Consider the following 12,727-nt stretch of genomic DNA (forward strand, 5'->3'; position numbering starts at 1 on the left):
TCGTTATAGGTAAAAAAGATGGCGCAGTTTACCTAAAAAAACAGCGGCAAGCTTCAAGCCATAAGCGCCAAGCTCTTGGCTGCTCGCTTTTACCAGGTATCCACGAAGCCCCGCTTCTTGCCCTCCCTCGCAGCGGCCGTGGGCGCTGCGTTCAGTCCACGCAGCAGCCAGGAGCGGGTTTCCTGCGGGTCGATCACGGCATCTATCTCCAGGAAGCTGGCCATATTGATCGCCTTGCCGTTCTGGTAGGCCTTGTCGACCATCTTCTGGAACAGCTTCTCGCGTTCTGCCAGGTCTTCCACGGCGGCCAGCTCCTTGGCGTAACCCAGGCGCACCGCGCCCTCCAGACCCATGGCGCCGAACTCGCCGCTGGGCCAGGCGATGGTGAACAGCGGCGAATGGAAGCTGCCCGCCGCCATGGCCTGGGCGCCCAGGCCGTAGCCTTTGCGCAGCACCACGGTGAAGAAGGGCACCGAGAGGCTGGCGGCGGCGACGAACATGCGCGAGACGTGGCGCACCGTGGCCTGCTTCTCCGACTCGGGACCGACCATGAAGCCGGGGGTGTCGCAGAGCGAGAGCATGGGAATGTCGAAGGCGTCGCACAGCTGCATGAAGCGCGCCGCCTTGTCGCCGGCCTGGGCGCCTATGGCGCCACCCAAGTGCATGGGGTTGTTGGCCAGCAGGCCGAAGGGCTTGCCTTCGATGCGGATGAAGGCGGTGGCCAGGCCAGGGGCGAATTGCCGCCGCAGTTCCAGCACCGAACCCTGGTCGGCCAGAATCTCGATCAGCGCGCGGATGTCGTAGACCCGCAGGCGGTTCTCCGGGATGGCATGGCGCAGCTCGCGTTGGTCGGCGCATTGCCAGTCGCCCAGGGCGCCCTGGAAATAGGACAGGTACTGCTTCGCCACCCGCACGGCCTCGGCTTCGTCCTCCACCAGCACGTCGATCACTCCATTGGGGCCCTGGACGCTGGTCGGGCCCACTTCTTCCGGCGCGAAGCTGCCCAGGCCGCCGCCTTCGATCATGGCCGGGCCGGCCATGCCGATGCTGGCGTTGCGGGTGGCGATGATCACGTCGCAGCAACCGAGCAGCGCGGCGTTGCCGGCGAAGCAGCGGCCGGACACCACCCCCACCAGCGGCACCAGACCGGAGAGCCGGGCCATGCCGACGAAGGTGTGGCAGTCCAGCCCGGCCACGCCGACGAAGTCCGAGTCGCCCGGCCGGCCGCCGCCGCCCTCGGCGAACAGCACGAGGGGCAGGCGCCATTGTTCGGCGAGGCCGAGCATGCGGTCAGTCTTCTTGTGGTTCATCACCCCCTGGGTGCCGGCGAACACCGTGTAGTCGTAGGCGATGGCCATGCAGCGCGCGGCCTCGTTGCCGAACTGCGTGGCGTTCACCGTGCCGAGGCCAGCCACCAGGCCATCCGCCGGGCTCTGCTCGATCAGCTCTTCCAGCGAGCGGCGCCGGCGCTGGGCCGCCAGGGCAAGGGCGCCGTATTCGATGAAACTGCCGGCATCCAGCAGGTCGTCGAGGTTCTCGCGGGTGGTGCGTTGGCCGGTCTTGCGCCGCCTGGCCACCGCCTGTGGGCGGCGCGCATCCGTGGTGATGGCGTGGCGTTCCAGCACTTCGGCGAGATCGGCGCGGATATGCCCGAGATCGAGGCTTTCTTCGGTCTGCACGGCATCGCCGGCCACCTCGGCCGGCTCCAGGAACAGCAAGGGCGCGCCTTCGAAAAGGCTGCCACCCGGGGCCACGGCCAGCGCACGGACGATGCCGCCCTGGCTGGCCTTGACCACGAATTCCATCTTCATCGCCTCCAGCACCGCAACCGGCTGGCCGGCGGCGACGGCATCGCCCACCTGCACGTCGAGGCTCACCAGCACGCCCTGGCTGGGGGCGTTCAGGGGTATGCAGCCGGCCGGCGCTTCCACCTGGCCGGTCAGCTCCGTGCCGGCGCCGGTCGCGCCACTGACGAACAGATGCGGATGGGCCGCCTGCTGGGCCGCCAGCAGTTCGCCGATCTCCCGTTCGATGAAGCGGGTGTCCACGCCCTGCGCCAGTTCCGGCCGGCGCAGCAGGTTCTGCAGGAAATGGATGTTGCTTGCCACCCCTTCCAGGCGGAATTCGCAGAGGGCCCGGTAGGCTCGACGCAGGGCGGCGGGCAGGTCGTCGCCCTGGACGATCAGTTTGGCCAGCAGAGAGTCGTAGCTGGGGCTGGTCTGGTAGCCGGCATAGCCGTAGCCGTCGACCCGGATACCCGGCCCGCTGGGCGGCTCGTAGGCGCTGATCCGGCCGCCAGCGGGGCGAGCGCTGCCGTCGGCCTGCATGCTTTCCAGGTTGATCCGCAATTGCACGGCGAAACCACGCGGGGCGACGGGCTCCAGCAGGCCCAGGTCGGCCAGCCTGGCGCCCATGGCCAGGCGCAGCTGCGCTTGCACCAGGTCGACGCCGGTCACCGCCTCGGTGATGCAGTGCTCCACCTGGATGCGTGGGTTGGCCTCCATGAACACGAAGTCACCGCGCGCGGCATCCACCAGGAACTCGAAGGTGCCGAGGCCGCGGTAGCCGACGGCGGCAGCCAGGGTCAGCGCGGCGTCGAGGATGCGCCGTCGCAGGCTGGCGTCCAGCTCGGGCGCCGGGGCGATCTCGATCACCTTCTGGTGGCGGCGCTGCAGGCTGCAGTCGCGCTCCCAGAGGTGGGTCACCCGCTCGCCGTCGCCCAGCACCTGGACTTCGATATGCCGGGCATTCTCGATCAGGCGTTCGACATAGAGCTCGCCGCTGCCGAAGGCCGCGCGCGCCTCGGACTGGCAGCGCTCGAAGGCCCGTTCCAGCTCCGCCGCCTCGCGCACCGCGCGCATGCCGCGACCGCCGCCGCCGGCCAGCGCCTTGAGCATGATGGGGCCACCCTCCAGCAGGGCACGGGCTTCGTCCAGGCTCGTGGCGCTGTTACTGCCGTCGGCCAGGGGCAGGCCGCAACGGGCCGCCAGTTCGCGGGCGCGGGCCTTGTCGCCGAACAGTTCCAGGGCCTCGGCGGAAGGGCCAACGAAACGGATGCCGGCCGCCTCGCATTGCCGCGCGAAATCGGCGTTCTCGCTGAGGAAGCCATAGCCGGGGTGCACCGCGTCGCAGCCGTGCTGGCGGGCGATTTCCACCAATTGCGCGGCGTCCAGGTAGGCCGCTGCGCCACGACCTTTCAGCGCCACCGCGCGGTCGGCCTTGCGCAGGTGCAGGGAATCGCCGTCGTCCTCGGCGTACACCGCGACGCTCAGGATGCCCAGTTCGGCGGCAGCGCGGGCGATGCGGATGGCGATCTCGCCACGGTTGGCGATCAGCAGGGACTGGATGGCTCTGTTCACGGCGGAGGTCCTTGGCGTGGGATCCAGCGATCTTAGGCAGTGCAGGCTGGCCACCGCAGCCAACTGTGCCGTGACGAATACCCACCACTCAGGGCGGTTGATGATCCGGTGACACGGAATGTCCGAATCGGCCCTTGTCGCCCCCTGCGCGCTGCAGTATCTGTGGCGCCTCTGCCATCACAAGGACTTGCCATGAATGAACTGCTGCACAGCCTGGACTGGGTGCTGCCCCTGCGCAGCGAGGGACTGACCCCGCTGATGCGCTTCTTCACCCTGCTGGGCTACGAGAAGTTCATCCTGTTCTTCCTGCCCCTGGGCTACTGGGCCTGGAACCGTGGCATATTCCTGCGCCTGCTGGTGCTGGTGGCCGTCACCGCGCTGCTCAACGCCTGGCTCAAGGATTACTGGCAGGACCCGCGGCCGGACATCGCACTGCGCATGGACCATGAAGTGGGCGACAGCTTCGGCCTGCCCAGCGGCCATGCGCAGATCGCCGTGGTCATCTGGTTCTGGCTGGCCTTCGAGCTGCGCCGCGCCTGGGCCTGGGTGGTCAGTGGCGTGGTGGTGACGGGGATCATCTTCAGCCGCCTCTACCTCGGCGCCCACGATGTGGAAGACGTGCTGGGCGGCTCGCTGCTGGGCATCGCCACCCTGCTGGCGTTTTCCCAGGTGCGCCACTGGCGCTGGTGGGCCGGCGCCCACGGCGCCTGGCACCAGGGGCTGCTCCTGCTGGTGTTCCTGCTCGCCTGGCTGACCTGGCCGGGGGCGGCGCCGAGCTATGTGCCGCTGCTGGCGGGGCTGATGGCCGGGGTGCTGTTCGGCTTCCGGCAGTTGCCGTTCTCCGCCGAGGTCGCCACCTGGCGCCGCCTGCTGGCGGCGGCCATCGGCGCCGTGGCTTTCATCCTGTTGCAGAAGTCGCTGAAGCTGGCCGGCGCCGCCTGGCCGCTGGACCCGCAACTCTGGCAGGGCCTGCGCGGGCTGGTCATGGGGCTGTTCGTGGCGCTGGCGATGCCTTGGCTGCTGGTGCGGCTGCGGCTGCTGGCGATGCAGCGCAAGGCGGAACCCGAAGCGCTGGTCGGCACGGCTGCCTGAAGCGGGGTTGTGCCGAATTCGGCATCGGGTGCGGGGAATAGGACCAAGCGGGAACGGGGCATACGGGCCACTGTAGCGGCTGGCTATAGAGGAGAGATGCCCCATGATCCACATGACCCTGGAAGAAGTCCGCGAGCTGGTGGAGTCGGTGCTGCGTCGCCATGGCTTCAGCGAGCCCCATGTGCAGGCGGTGGCCGCCACCATAGTGGCCGGCGAGCGCGATGGCTGCGCTTCCCACGGGGTGTACCGTCTGCCCGGATGCATCGGCACGCTGAAGGCCGGCAAGGTTTCGCCGGCCGCCGAGCCCGAGGTTTTCGATACTGCACCTTCGGTAGTGCGCGTCGATGCCCACGGCGCCTTCGCCCAGTGCGCCTTCCGGGCCGGCCTGCCGCTGCTGGTGGAAAAGGCCCGTAGCCAGGGCATCGCCATCCTTGCGATCAACCGCTGCGTGCACTTCTCCGCGCTCTGGCCGGAGATCGAACCCCTCACCGAACAGGGCCTGGTAGCCCTGGCCTTCACCCCCAGCCACGCCTGGGTCGCGCCGGCAGGCGGGATCAAGCCGCTGTTCGGCACCAACCCCATCGCCTTCGGCTGGCCGCGTCCGGGCAAGCCGCCGTTCATCTTCGACTTCGCCACCAGCGCTGCCGCCCGCGGCGAAATCGACCTGCATCGCCGCGCCGGCAAGCCAATTCCCCTGGGATGGGGCATCGACCAGGACGGCCAGCCCACCACCGACCCGCTCACCGCGCTCAATGGCGCCATGCTCACCTTCGGCGGCCACAAGGGCTCGGCCCTGGCGGCCATGGTGGAGCTGATCGCCGGCCCCATGATCGGCGACCTGACCAGTGTCGAGTCCCTGGCTTTCGATGAGGGCAGCAAGTCATCGCCCTACGGCGGCGAACTGATCATCGCCATCGATCCGCGGCGCATTCTCGGTGCCGAAGCCGATCAGCATTTGCAGCGGGCAGAGGCGGTGTTCGAGGGCATGCTCGGGCAGGGGGCTCGGCTGCCATCGCAGCGTCGCTACGAAGCGCGGGCGCGCAGTGCAGTGAAGGGGGTGAGAATTCCCGAGGCGTTGTATGCGGAGATTCAGGCGCTGCTGGCCTGACGACGTTGTTGGTACCGCCGCTCAGAGGCGGGCAACGCCTTTGTGTGGCGGCGACTGTTGTCGCTCAGAAACGCCAGGTCATGCTGCCACTCAGGGCCTGAATCCAGGCGTCTTCGAACTCTCCGGAGACACGCTTCGGTTCGTTCGGCGGAAAAGCCTTTTCCTGGGTGATCGGCATGTCACCCATCCATACCATCTCGTAGCTCAGGTTGAAGGAAGTCTGCTTGTCCAAGGCATAAGTCACACCGGTGCCCAGGCGCCAGTTTTCGCTCATCGGCACCGTCAGGGTGCGGTTGTGGTCGCTGACCGGCGAGCTGTCGTAGGCTGCGCCGAAGTTCAACAGCAATAGCGGGGTGGCCTGGTATTGGGTGCCTAGGGACAGGTGCCAGGTGTCGCGGTAGTTCGCATCCAGGGTGGTTTCGCGAGGATCGCTGGTATCCAGTTGCACACCGATTTCGCCGAAGGTCGACCAATCCTGCCAACCGACGCTGGCCAAGAATGCCCAATCAGGATTCAGGGCATGGTAGAGGCTGACCGTCAGGGTCTGCGGAACCTGCATGTCGAGTTGGGTGTTCGCGCCGAGTACGCCACGATTGGCGAGCAGGGTGGAAACGCCGCGGTCCAGGCCTTCAGGGTTCAGACTGTCCTCGAAGTCGAGGTCGATTTCGCTGGTGTAGCTCACCCCGATGCGAGTACCCGGCTGCCGCCTGGGGCCCACTCCATGGCGTTGCCGCTGTCCCCGCCCGGGATGTTGCTGCCGGCATCCTGTGAAAACTCCAGGTTGCCGTGCAGCATCTGGGCGCCCGCTGTGATCTGCGTACCCGGCAGGTATACCAGGCCGGCGACATTGCTGGCCAGGGTGCTGGGGCCTTGGGCGCGGGCGGCAGCGCCAGCGTTGGCCAGGCCAACGTTGTCGGTGCCGATTTCATAAAGCATCAGGCCACCGGCCATGGCCGGCGATTGCAGCAGCAGGGCAAGGCTGCCGATGGCACTGCGGTTGGGCCACTTCGACGGGCTGAATATGGCGTTCTTCCTTGCAGGGTTTGGAGTAGAGCTGCCAGTACACCGCGGGCCGGGTGATGTGCCCGGCCCGCGAAGGTTGCCTAGTGCACCTGGACCGTGACCTTGTCGATCTGTCCGGTGAAGACAGAACCACGTTCGGAGCCGATGGTCTCGACTACCGGTGTGCCCAGGTCGACCCCGATATCCGCCGTCTCATCCGCGGAGAATATGATCGGTTGCGTATGTTCGATTCGCCCCTCGGCCACCTTCTCATCGTTGACATAAAGGGTGCCCATTCCGCCTTTGCCCATTCCGCCACCGTCATAGGCGAAGTCGAAACGGATGACGGCCTTGCCAGATGGCAGTGGTTTGCTGGCAGCAACCGAATAGCGCTGCATGCCGAGGAAGTTGTAGTCATAGGCGGGCACGCCGTTCTTGACGTACAGCGACCAGCCGCCGAAGCGCCCGCCCTGCGCGATGAGCGTGCCATTGGCATTGTCTTGCGGTACGGCGACCTCGGCGATGATGGTCTTGGATTTGTTCTTCACATCGATGAAGACGTTCTCCATCATCCCCGTCATGCCTTCGCCCAGCACCAGCGAGGTTCGCCCTTCCATCAGGTCTGGCCGACCCACCGCCGAGGCGATGCCGCGCTCCAGCGACCGGTCGTCGATCGGCAGTACATGGTGCACCTCGGCTTCCTTGAGAAACACGGCTTGCAGCTCCTTGAGCTTGGCGGGTTGCTGGGCGGCCAGGTCCTTGGTCAGGCTGAAGTCGTTTTTCACGTCGTACAGTTCCCACGTATCGCTTTCCAGCGGGCCGCGCGGTGTTCTTTCCCAGGGCGCTCGGTGGATGGTGCGGGCGAACCAGCCATCGTGGTAGATGGCGCGGTTGCCGTTGATTTCAAAGTATTGCGTAGTGTGCTGTTCCTTCGCCTTGGAGTCATCGAAGCTGTACATCAGGCTGGTGCCTTCCATGGGAATCTGGGGGGTGCCATTGACCGACTTGGGTTCAGGTAATCCAGCCGCCTCGAGGATGGTCGGCGCCACGTCGATAACATGGCTGAATGGGGTGCGAATCTCGTTCTTCGCCTTGATGCCTTTCGGCCAGTGCACCACCATGCCGTTGCGCGTCCCGCCGAAGTCCGAGGCGACCTGTTTCATCCAGCCGAACGGGGCGTCCAGCGCCACTGCCCAGCCCGCCGCCATGTGTGGGTAGGTTTCGGGGCTGCCCCACTTGTCGATGACCTTCAGGAGGTCGGGCACCTTCTCGTGCACGCCATTGAAGTAGGTGTATTCGTTGAACATGCCGTTTTCGCCACCTTCACCGCTGGTGCCGTTGTCGCCGGCGATGTAGAAGACCAGCGTGTTATCGGCCTGGCCAGTCGCCTCGACAGCTTCCAGCATGCGGCCGATCTCATGGTCGGTGAAGTCGAGGTAGGCGGCGAACACTTCGACCTGGTGGGCGAACAGACGCTGCTCGTCAGCCGAGAGCTTGTCCCAGTCCTTGATGGCGACCGGTTTCGGCGCGAGCTGGGTACCCGGCGGAACGATGCCCATCTTGATCTGGCGGGCCAGCGTTTCCTCGCGCAGCTTGTCCCAGCCCATGTCGAACTTGCCCTTCCACTTGGCAATCCACTCCTTGGGAACATGGTGTGGGGCATGGGTGGCGCCCGGTGCGAAGTAGACAAAGAACGGCTTATCCGGCGTCAGGGCCTTCTGGTACTTGATCCAGGCCACCGCCTTGTCGGTCATGTCCGTCATGAAGTGATAGCTGGGGTCATCCGGGAGTTCGACCTGCGTCACTCCGTCATAGAGATACGGCGCCCACTGGTTGGTTTCGCCACCGATGAAGCCATAGAACTTGTCAAAGCCCTGGTGCGTCGGCCAGCGGTCGAAGGGGCCGGAAACGCTGGCTTCCCAGACGGCCGTCTCATGCCACTTGCCGAATGCAGCGGTGCTGTAGCCGTTCAGACGCAGCATTTCTGCAACCGGTGCTGTTGCATTCGGGATCTGCCCGGTGTTGCCCGGAAAGCCTGTTGCCATCTCGGTGATGAACCCCATGTTTACCGTGTGGTGGTTGCGGCCTGACTTCAGCGCCGTACGCGTCGGTGAGCAAAGCGCTGTGGTGTGGAAGTTGTTGTAGCGCAACCCGCTCTGCGCCAGGCGATCCAGCGTTGGGGTCGGTATCGGCCCGCCGAAGGTGCTGGTGGCGCCGAAGCCCAGATCGTCGACGAGGACGATGACCACGTTAGGTGCGCCTGCCGGCGCCTTGACCTGGAACTGCGGCGGGGCCTTGGCCTTACGTACGTCCAGTTCGGTGTACAGCGGTCGTTTGGGTTCGGGGATGGGCAGGGTGGTGCGGTCGAGCTTGTCATTGTCGGTCTGGGCAACAACCAACGACGCAAAGAGCGCTGGGAGCAGGCCCAACAGTGCTAACGCATGGCGAAGTTCCATTGCGATCACTCCTGTGGATAGCAGTAGGGTTGAACATGCGTACTTCGGACCCCGGTACTGCCGATCCCCGCTCATCGGTTGAATCTAGACGAGATTTCTGCTGTTCACGCGATCGGACTTGATCTGGATCAAGTGCCAGTGATTTCCCTCGCAGGCGTCTGATGGTCTCCTGAGCACCTGCAAGCCGCTCAACGCCTCGCCTGTTGGGCAAACGAGGGATCGTCAGGATTCAGCTGGCCAAGCTGCTCGATCAGTTCTCGGGCTTGCTGCGACTGTCCCGCCTGCAGCAGGTAGTCGATCAGTGCCAGGCGCAGGCGGCGTTGCTCAGGGTGCGCTTCGACGTGCTGGTGCAGCAGGGCGATGGCTTCGGCAGGCTGGCCGGTGTCATGCAGGGCAATGGCCAGAACGTAGAGGTAGTCATGGTTGTCTGGTTGAAGCTGATGGGCCTTGCGCAGCGCCTCAAGCGCTTGTGTGTGCTGACCTTGGCGAACCAGGGTGAGGCCCAGGGCATGCGGGTAGCTCGCCTCTTTGGGGTAGCGTGCGTTGTTGTCCCGCAGCATCTGGAGTGCCTCGGTGCTCGCCCCTTGTTGTTCTCGCCACTGAGCAAGCAGCACGGTGGCCGGATGGAAGTGCGGGTCACGTTGCAGGGCAGCACGTAATGTGGGCTCGACCTGTGCCGTGCGATTGCTCAGTTGATAAAGCATGGCCAGGTTGACGAGGGCTTCGGCCCGATCACGTTGACTCTCCTGGGCCTGCTCGTACTCGGCAATCGCTGCAGGCCAGCTGGTGAGGCCCTGGTGGAACTCGACGGGCAGCTGCACCAATTGCCAGGCGGCTGCCAAACGTACTGCGCGCGTCGGGTCGCGCAATAGCACGGCCAGGGCCTGGGCTTGGAGTTGAGGGCTGGCCAGGTCGGGAAGCACCTCGAGCGAGGCAATCCGCACCGCTGGTGCAGGGTGTTGCAGCAAGCGCAAGACTGCTTGCTGTGCCCGTGGCGAGGGGTAGGCGGGGAGCTCGGCCAGCAGCGTGGCCTTGCGGATGGCCGGCAAATCGGGTCGGGCCAGTTGCGTCAGAAGCGCCTCGCCGGCACCCGGCAGACCCCTGCGTGCCTTGTGCAGGGCCAGGGCATAGCCACCATCACGTGCACTGGCCTGCGGATACCAGGCCTTGAACTGTTCGACTACTTGCTCGGGCGCCTTGTCGCGGTGGCATCCCAGGCACGCGTCCGTGTGCTGGAGTTCGAGCGCTTGCGCCGGGTTGGGCACGCTGAAACTGTGGTCATGGCGGAAGTCGTTGACCATGTAGAACTTGCCGGGCATGTGACAGCTGGTGCATTGCGCGCCGGTCGAACCTTGTGGGTGACCGTGATGTTCGGGCGAGTCGTAATCGGCGGCCTTGAGCCCGCCAGCCTGGATTTCGGCGCGGATCACCTTGCCGCCAGGGTGATGGCACTGGCTGCAGACGCCGTTACCGCTGATACGCAATTGGCCGCTGTGCGGGTTGTGGCAATCCGAGCAGCGAACGCCGGCGGCATGCATGCGGCTCTGCACGAAGGAGCCGTACTCGAAGACTTCGTCCTTGATCTTGCCGTCGATTTCGTTGAGTACGGGGGTCAGCGTGCTGGGGAGGTAGTCGTCCAGCAGCGTGTGCTTGTGCTGGTAACCATCATCCAGGACGGCACGACGGCTATGGCAGCGTGCGCAGGTTTGGACTTCACGCTGGTTACCTGCCTCCCTCAGGCTGACCTCGAAACCGTATCCGGCCGTGTTGGCAGGGGGCACCTGCCGTGCCCATTGCAGGTGGATGGAAGCGGGGCCGTGACAGGCCTGGCAACCGACTCCGAGGGCCTGCCACTGACTGTCAAAGACCTGCTTGGAAGGATCGAAGCGACGCTGGTAGCCCGTGGTATGGCATTCGATGCACATGAAATTGGCATTCTGCTGCGCTCCGCTCCAGTGAAGCGGGTCGCGGTAGTCGATGCCTTGCTCCGGATACAGGTGGAACCAGGCTTTCTTCTCGACATCCCAGGCCGCGGGTAGGGCTTGCAGCCCGCCACCGGGCAGTTCGACCAGATACTGCTGCAGTGGCTCAAGGCCGAAGGTGTAGGCAACCTTGAAGTCAGCAGTCTTGCCGTCGGCCCCTGTGGTGCTCACCCAAAATTTGTCGCCCTTCTGCAGGAAGCGAATGCTGTCCACCTCGTTGCGCAGCGGCGGGGCGGTGAAGTCGCCTTGCACGGTCTGCGAAGAGGCGACCTGCATCGCCAGCCGATGGTGCGATTTCTGCCAGTCCTGAAACTGCGCGGTGTGGCAGCCCTGGCAACTGCTCTCTGCGACCCAGTGCGCGGGGGCAGGGGCGGCAGGGGCGGCGGAGGGGGCGCGTATCACTGGCTGCGTCCACCACCAGGCCGCTGCCGCAACACCCGCCAGAAGCAACAGGCTGAGGCTCAGCCATAGATTTTGCAGATTTCGGGACGGCGCCGGGGGCGTAGGGCCTGGAGGTTGGCGCTTGGGCATTGAGGGGCCGCTCCTGGGGGCGAGCTACTGCTGCCACGTCCGACGATTCGAAAACCGTAACAACCGCATGTCCGCCCTTTCGATCCGGACATGCGGTTGGTTGGCTCAGGGGTAGAGGCGAATGTCCTTTGCCATGTCGTTCACGATCGCCTTCAGGTCATCCAGGGTGACCTGCTGCTCGTCGTTGTCGAGCGTCTTGCCGAAGCCTTTGCGCACCACGCGGGCGACCGGCTGGTTGGTGGCGCCATCGATGAATTCACCCTCGAGGAACAGCTCCGTATTCTGGTCGCGGTGCCCGGTGGCGGTCATGGTCCCTGCCACCACCAGCGCGATCGGAATGACCTCATAGGGTTTGAGGCCCTCGGTGGCGGTGTCCACGCCGGTGATTGCGCCGCGGAAGATCAGCGTGCCGGGACCGGCACTGGTCGTCAGTGGCAGCCGGCTCGCCATGGCCTGGCTCAACTGGTCATTGGTGTATTGCAGGAGCGATGTCAGCGTCTGGTCGCTGATCTGCTCGGACGGCTTGGGCTGCGGGTAGAACTTGACCGGTTGATAGAGCAGGCCGGAGTAGTTCTTCGGGTTGAAATTCGGCGCGGTCCAGCGCAACACGGTTTTGCCGGTACTCGTCTTGACCTCCTGCAGATCGTCGTAACTGGACAGGAAGCCAGAGTACTGCTCCGTGCTGGCCGTCTGCGAGGTGCAGCCCGCCATCATCATGGCGGCTGCCAAGGCTCCACCACATAGCCACTTGCTTGCGCTCATATCGCTGTTCTCCGGAGTGAGGAGTAGTAACGCTAGACCAGCCCGTCGCTTCATGCCGGTCTTCAGGCATTTCTTTAGTCGCCTGAGGGTTTCCATGGGGCGAAGTGATGCGCATTGCGCTATGCCGGGCATGCCTGTACGGCTCACGACGCTGGGCACCGTCGCAGTCATTGCGGAAAAAAGGCTATGTCTGCATTAAGTGTTGCTAGAACGTCCTGAGCCGAGTTGCTTATCGAGTGGGCTGCGAGTNNNTGTTTCGCCTCCCGGCGAGTCTCTTTTTTCAGTCGCCAAAAAAGAAACCAAAAACGCTTGCCCCTGCATCCGGCCCCGGCTTCGCCGGGATTCCCTCGCTCCATCGTTGCTCCGAGGGCTCGGCGTGAGGGGCCATCCCTGGCCCCGCACGCCTCTCGCGGCATCCATGCCGCTCGTCCCCCT

Annotated in this window: 8 protein-coding genes; 2 read left to right on the plus strand and 6 right to left on the minus strand. The window is 65.1% G+C overall.

From position 1 onward, the window contains the following. Positions 1-89 precede the first annotated feature (89 nt). Entirely contained in the window at positions 90-3,359 is a 3,270-nt protein-coding gene (locus E8F11_RS26835) for a carboxyl transferase domain-containing protein (protein WP_280291957.1), read from the minus strand. 192 nt (positions 3,360-3,551) lie between these two features. Between E8F11_RS26835 and E8F11_RS26840 the strand changes: the two genes are divergently transcribed. Together E8F11_RS26840 and E8F11_RS26845 are read left to right on the plus strand one after the other, a co-directional pair. Continuing rightward, positions 3,552-4,451: a phosphatase PAP2 family protein gene (locus tag E8F11_RS26840; protein WP_280291958.1), complete on the plus strand. Its 900-nt coding sequence runs from the start codon at positions 3,552-3,554 to the stop codon at positions 4,449-4,451. Positions 4,452-4,554: 103 nt separating this feature from the next. After that, a complete protein-coding gene (locus tag E8F11_RS26845) occupies positions 4,555-5,559 on the plus strand; it encodes an Ldh family oxidoreductase (RefSeq protein ID WP_280291959.1) in 1,005 nt (334 codons plus the stop codon). Between the two features lie 64 nt (positions 5,560-5,623). On the opposite strand, the gene E8F11_RS26850 is transcribed toward E8F11_RS26845, so the two are convergent. The 5 genes from E8F11_RS26850 to E8F11_RS26865 form a co-directional block, all read right to left on the minus strand. Continuing rightward, complete coding sequence (locus E8F11_RS26850) at positions 5,624-6,241, minus strand: outer membrane protein transport protein (protein WP_348529793.1); 618 nt, start codon at positions 6,239-6,241, stop codon at positions 5,624-5,626. After that, positions 6,238-6,495 carry a hypothetical protein gene (locus tag E8F11_RS30210; RefSeq protein WP_348529794.1) on the minus strand — a complete coding sequence of 86 codons (258 nt, stop codon included), beginning with the start codon at positions 6,493-6,495 and terminating at the stop codon, positions 6,238-6,240. The genes E8F11_RS26850 and E8F11_RS30210 overlap by 4 nt, the downstream gene beginning before the upstream one ends. A 167-nt stretch (positions 6,496-6,662) precedes the next feature. Then, entirely contained in the window at positions 6,663-9,017 is a 2,355-nt protein-coding gene (locus E8F11_RS26855; protein WP_280291965.1) for an arylsulfatase, read from the minus strand. Positions 9,018-9,205: 188 nt separating this feature from the next. After that, positions 9,206-11,530: a tetratricopeptide repeat protein gene (locus E8F11_RS26860; protein WP_280291960.1), complete on the minus strand. Its 2,325-nt coding sequence runs from the start codon at positions 11,528-11,530 to the stop codon at positions 9,206-9,208. Positions 11,531-11,635: 105 nt separating this feature from the next. Further along, positions 11,636-12,292, minus strand: coding sequence for a DUF3313 domain-containing protein (locus tag E8F11_RS26865; protein ID WP_280291961.1), 657 nt, complete (start codon positions 12,290-12,292; stop codon positions 11,636-11,638). Positions 12,293-12,727: the final 435 nt, after the last annotated feature.

Origin of the sequence: Pseudomonas sp. BN417 (assembly GCF_029871205.1) — a bacterium.
In the GTDB taxonomy this organism is placed as follows: Bacteria; Pseudomonadota; Gammaproteobacteria; order Pseudomonadales; family Pseudomonadaceae; genus Metapseudomonas.

Coding starts and splice junctions, on each gene's coding strand:
- E8F11_RS26860 (WP_280291960.1), bottom strand. CDS start 11,530: ATGCCCAAGCGCCAACCTCCAGGCCCTACGCCCCCGGCGCCGTCCCGA.
- E8F11_RS30210 (WP_348529794.1), bottom strand. CDS start 6,495: ATGCTTTATGAAATCGGCACCGACAACGTTGGCCTGGCCAACGCTGGC.
- E8F11_RS26845 (WP_280291959.1), top strand. CDS start 4,555: ATGATCCACATGACCCTGGAAGAAGTCCGCGAGCTGGTGGAGTCGGTG.
- E8F11_RS26840 (WP_280291958.1), top strand. CDS start 3,552: ATGAATGAACTGCTGCACAGCCTGGACTGGGTGCTGCCCCTGCGCAGC.
- E8F11_RS26855 (WP_280291965.1), bottom strand. CDS start 9,017: ATGGAACTTCGCCATGCGTTAGCACTGTTGGGCCTGCTCCCAGCGCTC.
- E8F11_RS26865 (WP_280291961.1), bottom strand. CDS start 12,292: ATGAGCGCAAGCAAGTGGCTATGTGGTGGAGCCTTGGCAGCCGCCATG.